The sequence below is a fragment of the Acinetobacter sp. 1424608 genome (genome assembly GCF_000588255.1).
Classification (GTDB): domain Bacteria; phylum Pseudomonadota; class Gammaproteobacteria; order Pseudomonadales; family Moraxellaceae; genus Acinetobacter; species Acinetobacter nosocomialis.
On record NZ_JFXL01000029.1, the window covers coordinates 1 to 20,661 of the forward strand.

Sequence of the window (20,661 nt, forward strand, 5' to 3'; positions counted from 1 at the left end):
ATTAGCAGAGTTTGAGGGAGATTTACTACGTGAACGTGTGCGCTCTGGTGTAGCAGCGGCACAAGCGCGGGGCGTTGTGTTTGGTCGTCGTCCTGGTCAACGTACCAAGTCAGATCGTCTGGCACCTAAAGTGTTGGAGTTGGTGTCTGCTGGACACTCTTATCGACAAGTCGGTCGGCTGGTCAATCTAAGCAAAAATACCGTGTTGGATATCGTTAAAAGAAGTCGGAGTGAAAATCCTTAGCGTGCTATATTTTCCGTTTCCTGAGACGACCCCGAAAAGGCCTTGGGCTTTGACCGAGAAATTGGACTAATCGACTCCACATATCCCACCACATGCTTGACGACTGCATCATCATAACCACCCAAAAATCTTTCGACATAAAACTCGTTAAAGTTTATGTACTTGAAGGCCTTAGACATGGACAGAATAAAGGTATTCAGGCATTCCTCATCATCAAAATCAACCTCCATTTCCAAGCTTAAGCAAATAAAGGCTTTATAGACAATTTGTAGCCGATCATAGCCCTTGATACCACTGCCGAACTTGCCGACCGTTTCGGTGGTCGCCACGGGGAAATTGGCGATCAAGAACTCAATACTACGGCGTACCCGGGTGAAGTCCTTGAAACTAATCTTTCGATGATGAATCTGCATGCGGCTTTCATGAATTTCATACACAATTGAAAACCATGCAAGAAAAGAAGTAATCTGAAAACTCTGATCCTTATAAAAATATAAGTATGGATGTAAGCCCAAACTCGGAACCCCAGCATTTTTTACAGGCGTCGCTATTCTGCAAAGAATGGTCAACAGATGCGACATTAGGTTTTCAACGCGCTCCCCCTGATTCAGACTCATAATATTATGAATCTGATCACCCGCAATGATATTCATCAGCTCATTGACCAGGCCAATTTTTTTGCCATGACTCATTTCATTGTCTAATAAAATGGTCGAAAAAAGTAACTGGTGGATCCTCTCCCCTAACTCAATCAACTCATTTAAACGTGTATATTGGAGCTCTTCTAGGTTAGATTTATTGTCATTGATATAACAACAGGCATAGATCGCATAATACGCGTCACTACCGCGATTTCTTAGGTGATATTCCTCATATTTATCTAAACGTTTAGTATCTGAGTTAATAGATTGAAATACCCGTCGCGCATCTTCCGGAGTCCCCAGTACCTGCCGGAAACTGATTTTAATATCGCCTAATTTCGATTTTTTTTTCTGCAAATTCGGCATCAGTACAAATTTTTTGAAAATCAGCAAGATCTCCTAAATAATTGCGGAGGTAACGAATATCTTGTTTTTGTTGATCATTGAAATTAGGTGCTTGAGGGACTTGCTCATCCGCAAAATATCTATTGATCCACGCATAGATACAGGAAAGACGATGTGCTCCATCAATAATGTAAATATTGCTGTGTATATCTTTCCAATACAAAATGCATAAATTGATGTTTTGATCTTCTGTGCAATCCTCAATAAAGTTTGCAATTTCTTGCACGCTCCAACATTCCGTAGAACGCTGGTTATCCGCCTTAAATAAACATTTGATGATTGGATGCTTTTCAAAATCAGTCAGTGTCACTTCAAAATTGTCACGCTGCATTGAAGGTGACATTTCTTCTGGCAACATGACTTTACGCTGAATAATATTGGTCAATAGTCGTGTAGAACCCATTTCTTATTCTCTCCAGGCAACACTTTCCTACTTTCGCTCAAGTACGAAATTTGAAAATGTATATAGTTCGATTTGGTTAAAGCTGTGAATTAAATGACCGTCAATATCCAGTCAGCGCTAACAAAAGAGACCTAAGAGAAATGGGGGGATTAGAGAACGTAATAAATCATAAAAAAGCCCCGATTGGAGAAAAGGGGCTTTAAAGATTGTATTATACCATTGAAAAATAAAGAAAAAAATATAAGAATTTCGTATAAGGTGTATTATGTTAATTTTAGGAAAGGCTCTAGACTAGTAGAATGATTATGTTAGTCTAGAGCCATATAATTAACATTATTGAAGTATTTTACATGGCAATTTTTCGACATTCTTCTGCACACTGACGGCAAGCCTCAGCACATTTTTTACAATAATCATGTGAATGTTTTTCACACTCTTCCGCACAATATTCACAGATCTTAGCACAAAGCTCACAAATCTCTTTGAGGAAAGGTGAGTTATGTTGTTGCATACGCACACATAACTGACAAATATCTGCACATTCTAGACAACGTTGAATACATTCACGCATCATCTCTAAATCTTTTTCTTTTAAACAAGAAGTTGCACATTCAGTACAAATAAGTGAACAGTTTGTACATGCAGAAATACACTTTGAAAATTCCGTATTAATCATTTTTTACTCTCAACTTATATAATCAAAGAAATAATTAAAACATAATTTTTTTCTACTAATTATTTTAAATTATTAGTAAATGTAATACATAATGTTAATTTATATGAATAATGTTAATTTTAACTAAATCTTATTTATATTCCAAATGGCTTTGTTGCACAAAGATTTGAAAGGCAAAGCGCCCCTAATTGAGCCAAATTTAAGGCGTAACTTGGGTAAGTGGTCGACCTAATTCCGTAAATCTGTTGAGGACTGCTACACGTGCATGAACCTCATTGACTTGGCTATCAAAGCTCCTTGCACTGAGTTTATCTCTTAATAATTTGATGCAGTGCATTTTAGTCTCAACCAAACTTCGGCGATGATAGCCTGACCATTTTTTCCATAGTGTCCTACCTAAACGTTTAATTGTTCGAAGTAATTCATTTCGCTCTAGCGAGCTACTCTTTGTATCTTTCCATGGTTTCGCATTTTTTCTAGGTGGAATCACCGCATGTGCTTGCCGATCTGCAATGACCTGACGGCATTGCTTGGTGTCATAAGCTCCATCGGTATAAACAGAGTCAATCTGCTCATCTTGTGGAATCTGATTAAGTAAATCACCAAGCACCTGTGAATCACAGACATTATTGGTTGTGAGCTGAATAGCGCGTATTTGTAGGGTTTTGGCATCTATACCAATATGTAGTTTACGCCATTGGCGACGATATTCAGCTCCATGTTTCTTGCGTTTCCATTCGCCCTCACCTAGAAACTTCATCCCTGTAGAGTCTACGAGTAGATGCAGCCCATCGCTACTTTTTTGGTAGCTGATTGCAATATCAATATGCTTTTGTCTTCTACAAAGCGTACTGTAATCTGGTGCGGTCCAATTTAATCCGCAAAGTTTAATCAGACTTTGCACAAAGCCAGTGACCATACGTAAAGATAGACGGAATAAGGATTTAATCATTAAGCAGCATTGGATGGCTGCGTCGGAGTAGGTTTGATTTCGCCCTTGTTTGCCTTTTGATGGAGCATACCATTGCGTAGCAGGATCAAACCAAAGGGCAATATTTCCGCGATTAATGAGTGCTCGGTTATATGCGGGCCAATTGGTTGTGCGGTAGATTTTGTGTGTAGGCTTCTTCATTTGAAAATTATATCGCTGAAAAAGCCTTTACAGATAGGTTTGTGCAACAAAGCCGCTGGAAACTAAAAGTAAGGCACCGAGGACAATTGCAATATCAGCCAGGTTGAAGGCCGGCCAATGCCAGTCTCGCCAATAGAAATCAAAGGAATCCACAACATAGCCGCGAAAGACCCGGTCAATCAGGTTGCCCATGGCGCCACCGAGGATAAGACTGTAAGCGATGGCTTCTCCTTTATGACGATTTTCAAGGATCAGCTTGATCAGAAAAATCGAGACCACTACCGCGATTCCGATAAAAAAGTAGCGCTGCCAGCCTCCACCATTCGCAAAAAGACTGAATGCGGCACCGGTATTCCATACGTGTACCCAGTTAAAGAATGAGGTCACTGAAATAGACTCGCCATATGCCATTGATTGTTGCCCCAGCCATTTTATGGCCTGATCAGACGCTGCCAGCAGGCCCGATATGGACAACAGAGCGTACGGTGACAGATGTTTGCCAAAAATGGACATTGCTTAATCCTTGAGCGCCAGAATGCGTCTAGCACCGTTAAGTACAATTACCCCCGCGATGGTGCCGATAATCAGATCCGGATAATTGGACCCGGTCCACGCGACCAGAGCGCCGGCGGTGATGACCCCCAGGTTGATCACCACGTCGTTGGCCGAGAATATCCAGCTTGCCTTCATGTGCGCCCCGCCCTCCCGATGTTTGGATATGAGCAGCAGACAACTGGTATTGGCAATCAATGCGACGAATGCGATAGCCATCATCACCAGCGATTCAGGCTCACTACCGAATACAAAGCGTCTCACCACCTCTATGAGTACGCCCACAGCCAAGATCAGTTGCAGTACACCAGCAAGATGCGCGGCACGTACCTGCATTTTCACGCTATGTCCAACCGCATAAAGGGCAAGCCCGTACACCGCCGCATCGGCAAAATTGTCCAGGGATTCTCCAATCAGGCCAGTGGACCGGGCGATCAGACCGGCAGTCATTTCCACCACGAACAGAAGTGCATTGATGCCGAGCAACCAGCGCAGGGTCCCGGATTCTTGCTTAGCAGAAGCTGCCGAAAACTCGGCGGCCTTGATGGTCTCCGGATTTGCAGCGACGGTTTCCTGAAGCGAGGCGCCTAGCCCCAAGGTCTTCAGTTTCGAGGTGACGGGCTCGACCTCACCGTCATGCACGACCTTCAACCGGCGGTTCGACAAGTCGAAGGACAGTGCCCGAATCCCCTCAACGCCGTTCAGGGCCAGGCGAATCATGCGCTCTTCTGATGGACAGTCCATCTTCGGCACGGCATAAACACTGACCCATTCCCCCGACGCATCGGAGGAGGCCTGCATATCGGTATCCGACGCAGGCCTTGCATGGTCGCCACAGGGGCCTCCGCAGTTTTTACTCATGATATGACTCCACTTGAATGTGATCGGGTTTTCATTTAAAACTATATAGTAGCTATAATGTCAATAGCGTAGAGAATCCGTTGCGGAGGAACCCGATGCGTATTGGTCAGTTGGCACAGTCAGTAGGGGTAGATACACAGACGATCCGCTTCTACGAACGGCAGGGCTTGTTGCCGCCGCCTGGTCGGCAGGAGAACGGTTACCGTGTCTATACCGAGAAACACGTTGAGCGGCTGGCCTTTATTCGTCGCTGCCGCATCCTGGATCTGTCACTGGCAGAAATTCACGAACTAAAGCGCTATCAGGACGACCCTCATCAGTCCTGTACCGCTGTCAATGCCTTGCTCGATGATCACATCTCTCATGTGCGCTCGCAGATAACCGCTCTACAGGCGCTTGAGAAACAACTCGTTTCACTAAGAGCGCGTTGCAACGATGACCGGGAAGTTAAGGCGTGTGGGGTTCTTGCTGGAATTAGCGAGGGAAGCATGCATCAGCAGTAGGTTGGAGTGCCAACCAGATAATCCGATGAGATGCCGGTTTGCCTCACTCTCATGCAAAGGTAAGATCAACCATTTAATCCGCTTACCCTATTTTTTTTTGCTTTCACCTTATCCAAAATTCACCACCCCATAATTGAAAATATTTTGAATTATAAGCCCTTAGGGTGCTCATAATCCATAAATCAATTTCGAAGTTCTTTGTTGCATAAAGCCTTTAAAGATTGAGTTTTCCTAAGCAACTCAAATTTAAGTTACAACTCGGGTATTAGGTCGGCCTAATTCCATAAATCTGTTGAGGACTGCTACGCGAGCATGAATTTCACTCATCTGACTAGGAAAGCTTCTTGCCATTAATTTATCGCCTAATAATTTGATGCAGTGCATCTTTGTTTCGACCAAACTTCGGCGATGATAGCCTGACCATTTTTTCCATAGTGTTCTACCTAGCAGGGTTTTAGTATCTATACCAATATGAAGTTTACGCCATTGGCGACGATATTTCGGCTAATGCTTTTTACGTTTCCATTCACCTTCACCTAAGAACTTCAAATCCGTGGAATCAACGAGTAGATGCAGTCCATTGCAACTCTTTTCATAGCTAATTTGAATATCAATATGCTTTTGTCTTCTGCGAATGGTTGAATAATCCAGAGCTGTCCAATCTAATCCGCAAAGTTTAATCAAGCTTTGGACAAAGCCAGTCACCATGCATACAGAAAGACGAAATAAGGATTTAATCATGAGATAGCACTGAATGGCTATGTCAGAATAAGTTTGATTTCGACCATGTTTTCCTTGTGACTGCGAATATCATTGAATCTTAGTATCAAACCAAATTGTAAAATTACCATGATTGATCAAAGCATGATTGTAGGATGACCAATTCGGTGTACGATAAATTTAGGTGTAGGCTATTGCTGTATAAGACCTTATCGGTAGGTTTGCGCAACAAGGCCTCAAAATCCCACCTTAAAATGCAAATAGCAAAAAAACTCTACCATTCGATTGATTTCATTTTAGAAGTAATGAAATTAGTATCTGTTTGTAATGATATTTTATAAAATTCAATATTAGATCTGCAGAGAAAAACTTATCAAACTAAGTATTGGCTAGTCTTTTTCTTCGAAAAACTTATCAAACGAAGTATTAAGTTAATCTTTTTCTTCAACTTCTTCCTTAAACTCAAACAAATCATTCATCGTACAGTTAAAGTACTTACACAACTTATCGGCGACTGGTAATTCAATACGTACAGCACGGTCATAATACATACTTGTGAGCGTGTTGCGATTGATACCTGTTGCATGCACCACTTCACTTAATTTTAAAATTTTTCTATCGCCCATGAGGCTAGATAACTTACAAGTAATCATATTTAAATTAATTTACAAAAAATAACTTGCTGTGGGTTATTTGAAGTTGTTGCCTGAGTAATACTTTGCTAAAATTAACCTACAGCAGGTTATTACAACTTATAGAAAGTATATTTTATCCATTTCAATTAAATTATAACTTTTTAAATATAAGGATTGAACCTGCATTAGATTTTTTTGTGGAGATGACCGCCGTGTTACCAAATGAGTTATTAATCAGCCAGCAAGCTCGTGACTTAGGAAATCAATTAATTAAAGAAATGAACATCAATAGAAGTTATGGATTGGCTAATTTTCTTGGAGTAAATACTTGCTATGATAATCATCAGGCTGTACTTATTTGGACATTTCAACTGCTAGAAAGAGAACCTGCCTTAAATGAATTAGCAGAAATTAAAAAATATTTTCTTTTAATCTTTCCAGATAGTGTTTATCAATTAGCCTAAGTTATTTTTAAAAATTATTTTTTTTATATAAAAACACTAAATCAAAGAAAACTTTCTTTTAAAATACCTATTAATTCAAATTCATACGATTTACAGAATATATGAAGCATAAATTCTTGTTCCTGCTTTATCACTCACTCCTAATGGACCTTAGTAAAGACTAAAATTACATAGCTCTTTTTACTGATACTAAACGATTCATGCCCACACTACGTTCTGCAGCTTCGAGGGCTAGTTTTTGTTGAACCACTGAGAACAAGGACAATAAATTGCCTACTATATTTTTCCGGAGAGTGGTGTAGGAACTTTTTCATTATTGCTAATCATATCAGCGACAACATCAGCAACGAGCTCCTCTATTCCTGAGAATGCTTTAGACTGATCCGCATCATGCTAAGACAATGATGGAAACTCAGCACATAACCCAACATACCCATTATCTTCAACTGACCATTTAACACGGTAAGTATATTGTTGACTATCCATTTGACACCCCATCATGTTTTAAGTTTATGTATAAAAGTACGATTTTCACTTACTAGTACTTAAATAATCACCCCACCACTGCATCATTTCAGTCCGTTGAGCTAAATAGTCAGCGTGATTATAGCTGGCACGGGTACGGTTCTTATCAATATGTGAAAGTTGTGCCTCAATCCATTTATCTTGGAACAAACCTGAGTCATTCAAAATGGTACTAAAAGTAGAACGTAATCCATGAGAAGATAGTTGATGTTTGCCATACCCCATCTTACGTATGGCCATATTTAGAGTATTAAAATGAATCGGTTGATTGTGTTTGCGAGGGCTAGCAAAAAGGTATTTTTCACCGTATGACCACTGCATGACGTCTTTCAAAATCTCTAAAGCCTGATTTGAAAGTGGAACTAAAAAATCTGGAATCTCATGGCCTAATATGACTTTTCGTCGAAACTGTTTAATATGCAAGGCAGGTATTTTCCAGATTTTTTCATTTAAATCAAAATGATGAGGCTCAGCCAATAACAATTCGGCCCCTCTCACGCCAGTATGTAATTTGAACATCAGTGCTTTTTTAATAATGGGATGGGCATCCAATTTTTGTAATTTATTCTTAAAATCAGATATTTCCTCCGCTTTCAAATACGGATAATTTTTCTTGATTTTGCTGTTAATGGTGATTTTATTTAAACCATGAGCGATGTTGAACTCACAATAACCCATCGCTACAGCGTAGTCATAAATTTGGTTCAAATAACTACAAGCTTTTTTGACAGGTTCTTTTACTTGGCGTCCCTCTATTTTTTTGATTACTGAAACCAGGTCATAGCGCTTGATGTTTTGAAAAGGTAAATCCTGAAGGTCTGGATAAATATCTTGCTGTAAGCATCTTTCTGCTAACTGTAGTACACCACAGCGGGGTAGATCGTTGAAGGCATTCTTCAGTTTGAACTGTAACCACTCCTCCCCGACCTTACCAAAGGTGATAAGATTAGAGGCAGTATCATGTTCAAAACAGAAATTATTGTCTTTAAAGTCATCTCTGACTTGTCGTGCCTTTTTCAGCGATAAATCAGGATAAAGACCTAACTGAATGCGTCGACGTTTTTTAGTTTGTGGATCTGTATAGCGATAGCACCAAGATTTTCTTCCACTCGGCTCAATCTTCAGGCTAAGCCCATCTTCATCGGATAAAAAACAGGTTTTTTCCTTGCAATGAGCTTGGCGAACTTTAATATCAGTAAGACTCATGGAATTTAAATGAAACCTAATAAGGGGTTGATTGGATCAATTATATCAAAATAGAACGCTTTATATATGATGCGTATGATACGCATCATATATTTTTATAAGTATTTGTTAAATAAACTTTATATCTAGATTGGCTATTCCTTAGTGACCAATTAATTAACCATTGATTTCGCAAGTCTTAAATTAGCATTTGAAGTGCAACTCTATGTTATGACTATTCACAGTTCTGTTCCATGATTCATGGTTACTTATTACTTATGTTACTATGTCAGGGGCGATACAAGAATTAAGGTAACCTTATGAAAATAGCGAATACGAAATTACTAGCTGGTGCTTTTATGGCCCTAACTTTAACTATGCTTAGCCCAGCCGTACTTGCAAATGATAACAATGATATACGAAAGACTGTTGTAGTTAAGTTTGCAAAAAAAGCTTACTCTGCAAATTATTACGGAAGGATAGAGGGATACAAGTATGATTCCTACAAATTTTATGCTAAAAAAGGGCAAAAGTTAAAAGTGAAGTTGACTGGAGGAAATGTTGAAGCTTACTTATGGGGTAATCAATTAAAAGACTCCATCAATATTGGAGAATATTCTCCAGAGCTTGATGATAATGGTATTTATATTTTACCTGCTTCAGGTGAGTATGAAATTAGAGTATTACAACCTAGATCACAGGCAAGAAAAGATAAAAAACCTCAATACTGGATGAGTATTAACATTAAATAAAGACTTGCTAGATTCTTTTAAGCTTTTATACGAGGGTTCAAAAACTATTGCCAGTTAAGCGGGGCGTGATTTTTACGCATATGTGTTTATGTTATTAAAATGATATAGATTACTTGTTTAATACCCCAAGGAATAATTTAATGTTGCTGTGCGTTAGTCACTTTTCTTTGGCTTTATTGCACAAAGATTTGAAATGCAAAGCGCCCCTAATTGAGCCAAATTTAAGGCATAACTTGGGTAAGTGGTCGACCTAATTCCGTAAATCTGTTGAGGACTGCTACACGTGCATGAATCTCATTGACTTGGCTATCAAAGCTCCTTGCACTAAGTTTATCTCCTAATAATTTGATGCAATGCATCTTAGTTTCAACCAAACTTCGCCGATGATAGCCTGACCATTTTTTCCATAGTGTCCTACCTAAACGTTTAACTGTTCGAAGTAATTCATTTCGCTCTAGCGAGCTGCTCTTTGTATCTTTCCATGGTTTCGCATTTTTTCTAGGTGGAATCACCGCATGCGCTTGCCGATCTGCAATGACCTGACGGCATTTCTTGGTGTCATAAGCTCCATCGGTATAAACAGAGTCAATCTGCTCATCTTGTGGAATCTGATCAAGTAAATCACCAAGTACCTGTGAATCACTGACATTATTGGTTGTGAGCTGAATAGCGCGTATTTGCAGGGTCTTAGCATCTATACCAATATGTAATTTACGCTATTGGCGACGATATTCAGGTCCATGTTTCTTGCGTTTCCATTCGCCCTCACCTAGAAACTTCATGCCTGTAGAGTCCATGAGTAGATGCAGCCCATCGCTACTTTTTTGGTAGCTGATTACAATATCAATATGCTTTTGTCCTCTACACAGCGTACTGTAATCTGGCGCTGTCCAATTTAATCCACAAAGTTTAATCAGACTTTGAACAAAACCTGTGACCATGCGTAAAGACAATCGAAATAGGGATTTGATCATCAGACAGCACTGGATGGCAGTATCAGAATAGGTTTGATTTCGACCATGCTTACCTTGTGATTGTGCATACCACTGGGTTTTTGGATCGAACCAAATGGCAATATTCCCACGATTAATAAGAGCTCGGTTATATACGGACCAATTGGTTGTACGATAGATTTTATGTGTAGGCTTCTTCATTTGAAAATTATATCGCTGAAAAAACCTTTACAGATAGGTTTGTGCAACAAAGCCCTTTTCTTTCAAAAGTTAATTATATCTTTCAACGTAACCGTCGTGATATTTAAGCTCTTTTGATAGGAATTTGCAGTGAAAGAATAGGCGAAACTTGTCTTAAATAATGGTAATTCCTTATCTTTAAAATAGAGAACGCCCGATGAAATTCATTAGGCGTTTACTTTAAATAAGTGTCAGGTTATTTTATAATCATATGTACTTGTCAATCATGATTCTTTTTCTCAATTGCGTTAAAAAAACAATTTTGCTATTTTTGACTTTTCACACCATTTTGTTCAATTTGTACTGCGACTTGCCAGCTAGGTAGTTGGCTTAAACCTGCTACATAACGTTGGATATGGGGATAATTTTCACCTTGTCCCATATGATAAACTAAAGCATGTAGTCCAAAGCCCATCATAAAGTCAGCACCGGTTAAACGGTCTGCCACTAGAAATTCTTTATCTTTTAAATATTCATTTAAATGGCCAAATACCTTATCGAACTCAACTTGAGTATAATTTTCTAGAAATACCAACTTCGTGCCTTGCTTGGTTTCTATCGCATTAAACGTTTTTAACAAAAATGGCAGCATGGCAGAGCTTTCTGAGAAATGAATCCACTGTAGATAATCGACATAGGTAGGTTCATCCATATCTGGTGCTAAATGCGGCGCAAGTTTCTGAATTAATAACTCAACGATTGCGCCTGACTCTGCAATAACTTTGCCATCCCATTCCAATACTGGAGATTTCCCTAAAGGATGGATGTTTTTTAAAGATTCAGGGGCCAAATGCGTGCTTGAGTCACGATAATAGCTTTTCAGCTCATAGGGCTGCTTGATTTCTTCAAGTAACCACAAAATGCGAAAAGAACGTGATTGATCTAAATGATGTAGTGTAATCATAATATTCCTATTTTTTTAAATTTTTACAACCACTTTGCCAAAGTTTTTGCCTTTTAACATACCATTGAAAGCATTGATCGTGTTATCTAAACCTTGCACCATATGCTCTTTATATTTGATTTTTCTGTCTTTCAACCATTCAGACATTTGCTGATTGAATTCCGGATACTGATTGCCATAATCATCAAAAATAATAAAGCCTTGCATGCGAATACGCTTTCTTAAAAGAGTGGAAATAAAGCCAGGTAAACGGTCTGGCCCTTGTGCTTGCTCGGTAGCGTTATACTGCGAAACCACACCACACACCGGTACACGTGCCGCAGAGTTAAGCAATGGCCATACCGCATCAAACACTTTACCCCCTACATTCTCATAATAAATATCAATACCGTTGGGAACTGCTTGTTGTAATTGTTCTGCAAAATTTTCATCATGATAATTGATACAAGCATCGAAGCCGAGTTCTTGTACTGCATAATGGCATTTTTCAGCCCCACCTGCGACGCCAACCACGCGACAACCTTTAAGTTTGCCAATTTGTCCAACTGTAGCACCAACAGGTCCCGTTGCAGCTGCAACGACTAAAGTTTCACCGGCTTTAGGCTGACCAATGTCCAACAACCCCATATAAGCAGTAAAGCCAGGCATCCCCAAAATACCCAATGCCCAAGATGGATGTTCGGGTTGCATACCTAAGCTTTGACATGCAGTCCCATCAGAAATTGCGTAGCCCTGCCAACCATTTCCAGAAAGAACCCACTCGCCTTCTTTGAATTTTGGGTTTTTAGAGGCCATCACTTGACTGACTGTTCCACCGACCATCACTTCGCCAATTTCAACCGGTGCTGCATATGAGGGAGCATCACTCATGCGACCACGCATATAAGGATCGAGTGACAAGTAAATGGTTTTTAACAATATCTCGCCTTGTTTAAGTTCATTGAGCTCAACTTGCTCAATACGAAAATCGCTGTGTTTTGGCTCACCCACTGGCCGTTTAGCTAAAACGATGCGTTGATTAATAACTGTTTTCACACATATAACTCCATGTTTTATTTAAAAGTATTTCTCTTCATAATCAAAAATTATGATTAAAATTTCTTTACATCCATTGTAGATGAGTTATAATAAAAAACAATACGACTGGTCTATTTTTTATAATAGAGTAAATAATTAATATGAAGCCTAATCCTATTAAAAAGTCTGAAGCGAAGCGCTTACACATTCTTAACACCAGTTCAGACCTGATTTTGCATAAAGGTTTTACTGGTGTAGGATTACAGGAAATTTTACAGAGCTGTGAGATCCCCAAAGGCTCGTTTTATCATTATTTCCAATCCAAGGAAGCTTTCGGATGTGAATTGGTACAGCATTATGTGGATAATTACCAAGTCCGTTTAAATGATGTATGGCGTAGCGATAAATCTCCTTATCAAAAGCTGATTGAGTATTTTAATTTATGGATAGAAGATCCTGAAACACAGTGTGGTTGGGCGGATAGTTGTTTAATTGTGAAACTTGCCGCAGAAGTTGCCGATCTATCTGAAGATATGCGCTCCATTATGTCCGCTGGCGTGGATGATGTAATCGAGCGTATTGCTGGTTTAATTGATTTGGGAAAACAGGATCAGTCTATCCAAGCAGATACTGAGGCCTCGACTTTGGCACAAGTACTTTACCAAATGTGGTTAGGTGCAGCATTACTGAGTAAGTTGCAAAAAGATAAAACACCATTACATCAAGCTCTGAGAGCAACTAAATTTCTATTAAAAAGTGAAGTTTCGTAAAAATTAGATTAAATATCAATTACATAATTAATGACAGCAGCCCAATGATTACTTATTAATGTGTTGCTATTAGATCAATTTACAATCCATGAGTATAGCGCACAATGAATTCTCCTTCTAAAGCCCTCATGACTCGTATTTTAGTTGGATATTTAGGCTTATATCCCACACTATTACTGGTACTCACTTTATTAAAGCCAATTACTCAGCATCAAAGTTTCCCGATGATGGTGTTGATTGAAGTCATAGTATTAGTGCCAGTAACGCAACTGATTTCTTTCCCACTGGCAGGTTGGCTCATTACACAGCTAAAAAATTTTAAGAATTTGTTTTAAGAAGAATTTATGCTGGCAACAGCAATCCTAAGTCCTTATTTTGCCAACCACAAAGGTTGGCAAAATAACTCACTTAGTCAATACTAATCTGCGTAAGCTGGATAATCAATATAGCCTTTTTCTGTCCCACCATACATAGTGCTTGCATCTACTGGATTCAATGGCCAGCCATTGGCGATGCGATCGGGTAAATCTGGATTCGCAATAAATGGGCGTCCAAATGCAATTAAATCGGCCAGTCCTGCCTCTAAAATTCGAGTCCCTCTTTCTGCCGTATATCGACCTGCATAAATAATCCGACCACTGAAAGTGTCTCTGACATCTCTACGAAAATCATGAGGAAGTTCTGGTGCATTATCCCAATCAGCTTCTGCAATCGATAAATAGGCAATCCCAACTTCTTCAAGTATTTTTATGGCTTCAATATAAGTCACATGTGGATCATCTTCAACCAACCCTATGTAAACACGATCTTCCTCTGTACTTTCAAATAGCGGGGCAAAACGCACTCCTAAACGATCTGCACCAACCACCTCAGCAACTGCCTCTACTACTTCACGTAAAAAACGCAAACGATTGTTTAGTGATCCACCATATTCATCTTCACGGTGGTTACTATGTGCAGAGATAAATTGATTCACCAAATAACCATTTGCACAATGAATTTCAACTCCATCAAAACCAGCAGCCAAGGCATTGCGTGCTGCTTGAGCATAGAGTTGCACTAATTCTTTAACTTCTGCATTGCTTAAAGCACGTGGCATTGAAGGATCAGCCAAAGTCCCAGCATTAGGCCCGGTCTCAATAAACACTTTAACATTACTATCAGCCCTAATAGCCGAGGGTGCGACCGGTGATGCATGATTAGGTTGCAAAGATGTATGTGAAACACGCCCAACATGCCAAAGTTGTGCAAAAATAATGCCTCCTTTAGCATGCACTGCTTCAGTCACTTTACGCCATCCAGCAATCTGTTCAGGGCTGTAAATACCGGGAGTCCAAGCATAGCCTTGACCACGTGGCTCGATTTGCGTACCTTCGGTGACCATAAATCCTGCCCCGGCACGCTGTTGATAATAGGTTGCCATCAGTTCATTTGGAATATTCCCTGGCTGAGTACTGCGCGACCGCGTTAATGGTGGCAATACAATACGGTTTCGCAAAACATAAGGGCCTAAGCTTAAGTTTTGAAAAAGTATGCTGTCTTTCACTTCATTGTATCCAAGTAATCATGACTTAATTGATCTAAATTAAAAAATACCCTTCCTTCCTGTATATAGAAAAATAAAGGAAAGAAAGCTATTAACTCAGACCCTCCACCATTAAGTGAGGGTTATTTTGCTTATTGCGCCCGTTGCTCAGAGTCAGAAGTTATTCACTGCTAAGCACCACAACAGACGCTAGCTACTCTTTATTTCAACAATTGAAGTAATGCTGTAGCAGTTGCAGCAGAAGAGGCTGGATTTTGTCCAGTAACCAGCAAGCCATCTACTTGAACATGTACTTGCCAATCATCTACTTTAGAATAATGACCACCATTTTCTTTAAGCATGTCTTCGACTAAAAATGGTACAATTTCAGTCAAGCCTACAGCAGCCTCCTCAGTATTGCTAAAACCAGTGACTAATTTACCGCTGACTAAAGGCGCTCCATTACTCGCTTTCACATGACGAAGAACACCTGGGGCATGACACACTGCTGCAACAGGTTTGCCAGACTGAATCGCCTGTTCAATCAGAGAAATTGAAATCGGATCTTCTGCTAAATCCCACAATGGACCATGCCCGCCTGGATAAAACACTGCATCATAATCAGCTACAGAAATTTCGCTAAGTTTATGCGTCTGTGCCAATGCTTGCATTGCAGTTGGATCAGCTTCAAAACGATGAGTGGCTTCAGTTTGCGCATCGGCTAAATTACTTTTAGGATCTAGTGGTGGCTGCCCACCTTGAGGCGACGCCAGCGTAACTTCAGCACCAGAGTCAATAAAGGTGTAATACGGTGCAGCAAGTTCTTCTAGCCAGAAACCTGTTTTCTTACCAGTATTGCCAAGTTGATCATGTGAGGTTAAAACGATTAAAATTTTCATGTTATTTCTCCGATATTTTTCAGGATTGAGGAGCATTGTTGCATGATCACTTGTCGTGTAACGTGACCATGACAGATACGCTTATTTAGATACTCGTCTCGAGAATTTGGCGACTGATCTCTAATGAAACAGTTTTATGTTCGCCTAGCTGTGTAAGATTGTGTGATTTAAGTTGCGTAATGATGATCTCAATATCTGTCTCCCCCAGTCCATAATCGCTAAGACGAGTCGGCAATCCAAGTTGCTCAAAGAAGGCTCGAGTACGAGCAATAGCAGTATCAATACGTTGTTCTTCATCACCTTCGACAATCTGCCAGACTCGAGCTGCATACTGTAGTAATTTTTCTCGCTTCTCTTGACGACGCACTTGTAGATTGGCCGGCAACACAATGGCCAAGGTACGAGCATGATCAATACCATGTAAAGCCGTGAGCTCATGCCCAATCAAATGAGTTGACCAATCTTGTGGTACACCAGCTCCAATTAGCCCATTCAGTGCCATGCTAGCAGCCCACATCAAATTCGCACGCGTGTCATAATCTGCTGAATCTTCCAAGATTTTCGGTCCAATCTCAATCAGAGTTTGCAATAGACCTTCGGCAAAACGATCTTGTACTTGTGCATTGACAGGGTAAGTTAAGTACTGTTCCATGACATGAACAAATGCATCGACCACGCCATTTGCTAATTGGCGCGTCGGCAAGCTAAAAGTTTTATTCGGATCCAGTACGGAAAATTGCGGAAAAACATAGGGGCTGTTAAATGACAATTTGGCTTGGGTCGATTTTCTGGTTACTACCCCACCGCTATTCATTTCTGAACCAGTTGCCGGAAGGGTGAGTACACTCGCAAAAGGCAAAGCTTGAGTAATTTTAGTACCATGGGTTTCTAAAATCTCCCATGTATCCCCTGTATAATTGACTGCTGCTGCAATAAATTTAGTACCATCAATTACCGATCCGCCACCGACAGCCATCAAGAAATCTATCTTTTGTTCTCGAATCAGCTCTACAGCTTTCATGAGGGTTTCATAACTCGGATTCGGCTCAATTCCGCCAAATTCATGAATTTCTCTTGCACCTAATGCTTCACGCACCTCAGCTAAAGTACCATTCTTACGTGCACTTTCACCACCAAACAACATTAATACTTTTGCTTCTGTAGGCACATAGTCATTGATTTTAGCTATTGTATCGCCACCAAAAATAATGCGAGTCGGATTATAAAAGTTAAAATTCAACATATTTTTATCCTAGGATGATCAGCTAATTGATTTGAAAAACCACCGTTATTCATCAAATAAACTTTAAAAAAATTGGACAACACTGCGGCTTTTGACTGCACTATGTGCTAACTATACACAAAAATAGACCAGTCGTCTATTTTTATAAAAATTATTTCAGCTTGCCGACCTTAGTGATGGTTAAACACATTCAGGCTTGTTCTATACCACTTTTATTATTGATGTATTTTCACGAGCGATTGTTGAATGGAAGGTATCAACACGCATGACTACTGACATGGTCGTGAACGCATTGGCTAAAGCAGTGAATGGCTCATACAAAATAGCAATGATTAAATATTTTAAAAGCAGATTGGCACGGTTTAGCAGATGTACAAATGCGACAGTAAATTAGATAGATTGGTTCAATATAAAGCGTGTAAATAGTTGCATTTGTTTATTTACCCTGTTTTGGATATTGACCCTTGTAAATGATGAGATTAAGCCATTAAATAAAGTAGCCCAACTTGAATAGAAAGCCTCTGACAAACATCATAGGGTTGAAGTGCTGCCTTACATTCAAAATTTCAGACAGCACCCTCATACATTTAAGCATCGGTTTAAGCTGGTAGTTTACTCGCCAAAACATCTACTTTTTCAATAGACGGTGGCTCTGAAAATAGCTCTTCGGCCTGAGCCATCAACGCAGCTGCAACCTTGCCAGATAAATGCGCTTGGCGACCCGCCTCATCAGGAAATGCATCAAAAATACCAAATGTTGTAGGTCCAAGACGTAGGCCAAACCACGCAACTGTCGCAGGTTCTTCCATTACAATAGGTAAACCGGCTTTAAGAAAAGCTTCCACTTCGTCTTCTTTACCCGGTTTAGCTTCAAGACGGACATATAAAGCTGTTTTAAGCATGACTAAAACTCCATAATTGATTAGAATTCAAACTGATTCTGACATTGCTAATGTATGCATGTCAGAAAGTTTTGTTGTATAAAAGTTAGAAAAAATTCCCATAGCTGAGCCAAAATTTAGGTTTTTATTTCGACATAATGCTATGAATTTATTCAAGTTAATATCATTAACATTTGAATCAAAAAATCAAGATATGAGATGATTAAATTCAATCTTATTTATATAAGGATCAATTGACTCTACCTTAGCTTTATAAGCTGACCTCTTCATCTGGAAATTATATTGCTCAAGAAGCATTCAAGAACAATATTGTACATCCTCATATCTATGAAAGTTATTTAGCTAGGAATTTGCTGTGAAACTCTATATGTTTCTCTATAAAGCTCGCAATGAAGTAATAGCTATGGTCATACCCTTCTCTTAGGTTAAGTGTAAGAGGATATTCTTGTTCCAAACAAATATCACTAAGAAGCTTAGGCCTTAACTGTTCTTCAAGAAAATCATCAGCTGTTCCTTGATCGACTAAAATAGGTAAATGAACTTCAGCGTTTTTGATTAATTCAATCGCATCATAGCTTTTCCATAAAGTTTCGTTTTCACCTAGGTAGTGTGTGAAAGCCTTTTTCCCCCAAGGTACTTGGCTAGGTGCAACAATTGGTGCAAAAGCAGAAATACTTTTATACAGCTCAGGGTTTTTTAACCCAATGACTAATGCACCATGACCACCCATGCTATGCCCCATAATGCTTTGGACTTGGTTGGTCGGAAAATTCAGGTCAATCAGATTTCTGAGCTCTTCCACAATATAATCATACATTTTGAAATGCTGTGACCAGGGTGCTTGTGTTGCATTCACATAGAATCCTGCACCTTGGCCTAAATCATAATCTGCATGATCTGGTACATCTTCTCCACGTGGGCTGGTATCTGGTGCAACAATAATGACTTTATGTTCAGCCGCATACTTTTGTGCTCCGGCTTTAGTAATAAAGTTCTGTTCGTTGCAAGTCAGCCCTGATAACCAATATAAAACTGGCAACTGCTCATCTTTGTCATGAGGTGGCAGATATATTGAGAATTTCATTGAACAGTTTAATGCTGTTGACTGATGGCAATACACTTCTTGCGATCCACCAAAAGAAGCATGTTTCTCAATTATTTCCATAATCAATTACCTATGTTGAGCAAGACTTCATGAGAAATCGAGTAAACAAAGAGTCTGTCATTCTCCACAGAGAATAGTGATTAAGATTTAAAATGTAGGCAGGTTTGTTGAACCTATACACGATGCCTACACAGATAGATGGGTTTTACAGATAATGTGCCGTTTTAGAGGATTCCATGCATGTCATTCATGATGCACATGCATGGAAAACTATAAGGTCTGACGGAATTATTCGTAATGAATTACAGTACGAATTGACTTACCTTCATGCATTAGATCAAAGGCTTCATTGATCTGATCCAAGCCCATCGTATGTGTCACAAATGGTTCTAATTGAATTTTACCTTTCATGGCATCTTCAACCATTCCTGGAAGTTGCGTACGACCTTTTACGCCACCAAACGCAGAACCTAGCCATTTACGACCAGTAACCAGTTGGAATGGACGGGTAGAGATTTCTTGACCTGCGCCAGCTACACCAATAATTACAGATTGTCCCCAGCCACGGTGTGCACTTTCAAGGGCTGCACGCATTACATTCACGTTGCCAATACATTCAAATGAATGATCTACACCCCAACCAGTCATTTCGACAATGACTTGCTGGATTGGTTTATCGTAGTCTTTAGGGTTCAAGAAGTCCGTTGCGCCAAACTCTTTTGCCAGCACAAATTTATCTGGATTCATGTCAACCACAATAATACGTCCTGCTTTAGCTTGACGTGCGGCTTGTACGACTGCTAGACCAATACCACCTAAACCAAAGACCGCAACACTATCACCTTCTTGTACTTTAGCCGTGTTGTGTACTGCACCGATACCCGTTGTTACACCACAACCTAGTAAGCAGACATGTTCGTGATTGGCTTCAGGATTGATTTTAGCCAATGATACTTCTGCCACTACCGTGTATTCACTGAACGTTGAGCAGCCCATATAGTGGTAAATCGGTTGACCATTGTAGGAAAAACGAGTGGTGCCATCTGGCATTACGCCTCTACCTTGAGTTTCTCGAACGGAAATACACAAGTTCGATTTTCCAGATTTACAGAATAGGCACTCGCCACATTCAGCGGTGTAAAGTGGAATTACATGATCACCTGGTTTGACGCTAGTCACGCCTTCACCAACCTCAACTACGACACCAGCACCTTCATGCCCGAGAATAGCCGGAAAAACGCCTTCAGGATCATCGCCAGATAAAGTAAATGCGTCTGTATGACACACACCGGTATGGGAAATCTTGATTAATACTTCACCTTTCTTCGGTGGTGCAACATCAACTTCAACAATTTGAAGAGGTTGACCAGGACCAAACGCAACGGCAGCACGTGACTTCATGGAA

General features: G+C 39.9%; 20 protein-coding genes and 5 pseudogenes. 7 read left to right on the forward strand and 18 right to left on the reverse strand.

The genetic code is table 11. The annotated features are described in order from the left end of the window. On the forward strand, positions 1-244 hold a 244-nt coding region (locus tag J678_RS21680; protein WP_032027515.1), incomplete at its 5' end, for a recombinase family protein. 32 nt (positions 245-276) lie between these two features. On the opposite strand, the pseudogene J678_RS23995 reads toward J678_RS21680, so the two are convergent. The 5 genes and pseudogenes from J678_RS23995 to J678_RS21705 form a co-directional block, all read right to left on the reverse strand. Next, positions 277-1,693 (reverse strand): annotated as a pseudogene (locus J678_RS23995) (HNH endonuclease); the annotation flags it as partial. Positions 1,694-2,039: 346 nt separating this feature from the next. Beyond that, positions 2,040-2,369 (reverse strand): four-helix bundle copper-binding protein, encoded by a 330-nt coding sequence (locus tag J678_RS21695; protein WP_004827037.1) that lies wholly within the window; start codon positions 2,367-2,369, stop codon positions 2,040-2,042. A 199-nt stretch (positions 2,370-2,568) separates the two neighbouring features. Beyond that, complete coding sequence (locus tag J678_RS21700) at positions 2,569-3,501, reverse strand: IS5 family transposase (protein ID WP_000743262.1); 933 nt, start codon at positions 3,499-3,501, stop codon at positions 2,569-2,571. Between the two features lie 27 nt (positions 3,502-3,528). Next, positions 3,529-3,960 carry a signal peptidase II gene (gene lspA / locus J678_RS0104635; protein WP_228131897.1) on the reverse strand — a complete coding sequence of 144 codons (432 nt, stop codon included), beginning with the start codon at positions 3,958-3,960 and terminating at the stop codon, positions 3,529-3,531. Between the two features lie 57 nt (positions 3,961-4,017). Further along, positions 4,018-4,914 carry a cation transporter gene (locus J678_RS21705; protein ID WP_009392494.1) on the reverse strand — a complete coding sequence of 299 codons (897 nt, stop codon included), beginning with the start codon at positions 4,912-4,914 and terminating at the stop codon, positions 4,018-4,020. 95 nt (positions 4,915-5,009) lie between these two features. On the opposite strand from J678_RS21705, the gene cadR reads away from it, so the two are divergent. Further along, on the forward strand, positions 5,010-5,417 hold the full coding sequence (gene cadR / locus J678_RS0104640; RefSeq protein WP_001219642.1) for a Cd(II)/Pb(II)-responsive transcriptional regulator: 408 nt from the start codon (positions 5,010-5,012) through the stop codon (positions 5,415-5,417). 246 nt (positions 5,418-5,663) lie between these two features. Here the strand turns inward: cadR and J678_RS23405 are convergent. Both J678_RS23405 and J678_RS21715 read right to left on the reverse strand, forming a co-directional pair. Further along, positions 5,664-6,317: pseudogene (locus J678_RS23405) on the reverse strand (IS5 family transposase). Positions 6,318-6,568: 251 nt separating this feature from the next. Further along, the gene (locus J678_RS21715; RefSeq protein WP_004658364.1) at positions 6,569-6,790 is read right to left on the reverse strand and encodes a helix-turn-helix domain-containing protein; all 222 of its coding nucleotides are present in this window, start codon (positions 6,788-6,790) and stop codon (positions 6,569-6,571) included. 194 nt (positions 6,791-6,984) lie between these two features. On the opposite strand from J678_RS21715, the gene J678_RS21720 reads away from it, so the two are divergent. Next, the gene (locus J678_RS21720) at positions 6,985-7,236 is read left to right on the forward strand and encodes a hypothetical protein (RefSeq protein WP_000937271.1); all 252 of its coding nucleotides are present in this window, start codon (positions 6,985-6,987) and stop codon (positions 7,234-7,236) included. A gap of 276 nt (positions 7,237-7,512) precedes the next feature. Here J678_RS21720 and J678_RS23785 read toward each other — a convergent pair. Both J678_RS23785 and J678_RS21725 read right to left on the reverse strand, forming a co-directional pair. Next, a pseudogene (locus J678_RS23785) lies at positions 7,513-7,734 on the reverse strand (antitoxin HicB). A 33-nt stretch (positions 7,735-7,767) separates the two neighbouring features. Continuing rightward, positions 7,768-8,967: a tyrosine-type recombinase/integrase gene (locus J678_RS21725; RefSeq protein WP_031956407.1), complete on the reverse strand. Its 1,200-nt coding sequence runs from the start codon at positions 8,965-8,967 to the stop codon at positions 7,768-7,770. A 299-nt stretch (positions 8,968-9,266) separates the two neighbouring features. On the opposite strand from J678_RS21725, the gene J678_RS0104650 reads away from it, so the two are divergent. Then, the gene (locus J678_RS0104650) at positions 9,267-9,698 is read left to right on the forward strand and encodes a PPC domain-containing protein (RefSeq protein ID WP_000684951.1); all 432 of its coding nucleotides are present in this window, start codon (positions 9,267-9,269) and stop codon (positions 9,696-9,698) included. 221 nt (positions 9,699-9,919) lie between these two features. On the opposite strand, the pseudogene J678_RS0104655 reads toward J678_RS0104650, so the two are convergent. The 3 genes and pseudogenes from J678_RS0104655 to J678_RS21735 all read right to left on the reverse strand — a co-directional run bounded on the left by J678_RS0104655 (position 9,920) and on the right by J678_RS21735 (position 12,830). After that, positions 9,920-10,852, reverse strand: a pseudogene (locus J678_RS0104655) (IS5 family transposase). A gap of 304 nt (positions 10,853-11,156) precedes the next feature. Continuing rightward, positions 11,157-11,795, reverse strand: coding sequence for a glutathione S-transferase family protein (locus J678_RS21730; protein ID WP_031956406.1), 639 nt, complete (start codon positions 11,793-11,795; stop codon positions 11,157-11,159). A 15-nt stretch (positions 11,796-11,810) separates the two neighbouring features. Further along, the gene (locus J678_RS21735) at positions 11,811-12,830 is read right to left on the reverse strand and encodes an NADP-dependent oxidoreductase (protein WP_000859510.1); all 1,020 of its coding nucleotides are present in this window, start codon (positions 12,828-12,830) and stop codon (positions 11,811-11,813) included. 143 nt (positions 12,831-12,973) lie between these two features. On the opposite strand from J678_RS21735, the gene J678_RS21740 reads away from it, so the two are divergent. Next, complete coding sequence (locus J678_RS21740; RefSeq protein WP_000804053.1) at positions 12,974-13,582, forward strand: TetR/AcrR family transcriptional regulator; 609 nt, start codon at positions 12,974-12,976, stop codon at positions 13,580-13,582. A 104-nt stretch (positions 13,583-13,686) separates the two neighbouring features. After that, positions 13,687-13,917: a hypothetical protein gene (locus tag J678_RS21745; protein WP_001087973.1), complete on the forward strand. Its 231-nt coding sequence runs from the start codon at positions 13,687-13,689 to the stop codon at positions 13,915-13,917. Between the two features lie 83 nt (positions 13,918-14,000). Here the strand turns inward: J678_RS21745 and J678_RS21750 are convergent, their stop codons facing one another. The 3 genes from J678_RS21750 to J678_RS21760 all read right to left on the reverse strand — a co-directional run bounded on the left by J678_RS21750 (position 14,001) and on the right by J678_RS21760 (position 17,249). Continuing rightward, on the reverse strand, positions 14,001-15,128 hold the full coding sequence (locus J678_RS21750; protein ID WP_000655271.1) for an alkene reductase: 1,128 nt from the start codon (positions 15,126-15,128) through the stop codon (positions 14,001-14,003). Between the two features lie 200 nt (positions 15,129-15,328). After that, the gene (locus J678_RS21755; RefSeq protein ID WP_031956405.1) at positions 15,329-16,006 is read right to left on the reverse strand and encodes a type 1 glutamine amidotransferase domain-containing protein; all 678 of its coding nucleotides are present in this window, start codon (positions 16,004-16,006) and stop codon (positions 15,329-15,331) included. Between the two features lie 85 nt (positions 16,007-16,091). After that, on the reverse strand, positions 16,092-17,249 hold the full coding sequence (locus J678_RS21760; RefSeq protein ID WP_000931663.1) for an iron-containing alcohol dehydrogenase: 1,158 nt from the start codon (positions 17,247-17,249) through the stop codon (positions 16,092-16,094). Positions 17,250-17,433: 184 nt separating this feature from the next. Here J678_RS21760 and J678_RS24045 point away from each other — a divergent pair. After that, positions 17,434-17,763 (forward strand): annotated as a pseudogene (locus tag J678_RS24045) (IS3 family transposase); the annotation flags it as partial. Positions 17,764-17,848: 85 nt separating this feature from the next. On the opposite strand, the gene J678_RS21765 reads toward J678_RS24045, so the two are convergent. The 3 genes from J678_RS21765 to J678_RS21775 all read right to left on the reverse strand — a co-directional run bounded on the left by J678_RS21765 (position 17,849) and on the right by J678_RS21775 (position 20,657). Continuing rightward, complete coding sequence (locus J678_RS21765; RefSeq protein WP_000920558.1) at positions 17,849-18,151, reverse strand: putative quinol monooxygenase; 303 nt, start codon at positions 18,149-18,151, stop codon at positions 17,849-17,851. 334 nt (positions 18,152-18,485) lie between these two features. Beyond that, complete coding sequence (fghA, locus tag J678_RS21770; protein WP_031956403.1) at positions 18,486-19,316, reverse strand: S-formylglutathione hydrolase; 831 nt, start codon at positions 19,314-19,316, stop codon at positions 18,486-18,488. 228 nt (positions 19,317-19,544) lie between these two features. Beyond that, positions 19,545-20,657 (reverse strand): S-(hydroxymethyl)glutathione dehydrogenase/class III alcohol dehydrogenase, encoded by a 1,113-nt coding sequence (locus J678_RS21775; protein ID WP_000842147.1) that lies wholly within the window; start codon positions 20,655-20,657, stop codon positions 19,545-19,547. Positions 20,658-20,661: the final 4 nt, after the last annotated feature.

Bases quoted from the DNA above. Each gene is read 5' to 3' on its own strand.
- J678_RS21760 (WP_000931663.1), bottom strand. From the start codon at position 17,249: ATGTTGAATTTTAACTTTTATAATCCGACTCGCATTATTTTTGGTGGC.
- J678_RS21725 (WP_031956407.1), bottom strand. From the start codon at position 8,967: ATGAGTCTTACTGATATTAAAGTTCGCCAAGCTCATTGCAAGGAAAAA.
- J678_RS21775 (WP_000842147.1), bottom strand. From the start codon at position 20,657: ATGAAGTCACGTGCTGCCGTTGCGTTTGGTCCTGGTCAACCTCTTCAA.
- J678_RS21740 (WP_000804053.1), top strand. From the start codon at position 12,974: ATGAAGCCTAATCCTATTAAAAAGTCTGAAGCGAAGCGCTTACACATT.
- J678_RS21695 (WP_004827037.1), bottom strand. From the start codon at position 2,369: ATGATTAATACGGAATTTTCAAAGTGTATTTCTGCATGTACAAACTGT.
- J678_RS21715 (WP_004658364.1), bottom strand. From the start codon at position 6,790: ATGATTACTTGTAAGTTATCTAGCCTCATGGGCGATAGAAAAATTTTA.
- J678_RS21765 (WP_000920558.1), bottom strand. From the start codon at position 18,151: ATGCTTAAAACAGCTTTATATGTCCGTCTTGAAGCTAAACCGGGTAAA.
- J678_RS0104650 (WP_000684951.1), top strand. From the start codon at position 9,267: ATGAAAATAGCGAATACGAAATTACTAGCTGGTGCTTTTATGGCCCTA.
- J678_RS21705 (WP_009392494.1), bottom strand. From the start codon at position 4,914: ATGAGTAAAAACTGCGGAGGCCCCTGTGGCGACCATGCAAGGCCTGCG.
- cadR (WP_001219642.1), top strand. From the start codon at position 5,010: ATGCGTATTGGTCAGTTGGCACAGTCAGTAGGGGTAGATACACAGACG.
- J678_RS21745 (WP_001087973.1), top strand. From the start codon at position 13,687: ATGAATTCTCCTTCTAAAGCCCTCATGACTCGTATTTTAGTTGGATAT.
- J678_RS21700 (WP_000743262.1), bottom strand. From the start codon at position 3,501: ATGAAGAAGCCTACACACAAAATCTACCGCACAACCAATTGGCCCGCA.
- J678_RS21730 (WP_031956406.1), bottom strand. From the start codon at position 11,795: ATGATTACACTACATCATTTAGATCAATCACGTTCTTTTCGCATTTTG.
- J678_RS21755 (WP_031956405.1), bottom strand. From the start codon at position 16,006: ATGAAAATTTTAATCGTTTTAACCTCACATGATCAACTTGGCAATACT.
- fghA (WP_031956403.1), bottom strand. From the start codon at position 19,316: ATGGAAATAATTGAGAAACATGCTTCTTTTGGTGGATCGCAAGAAGTG.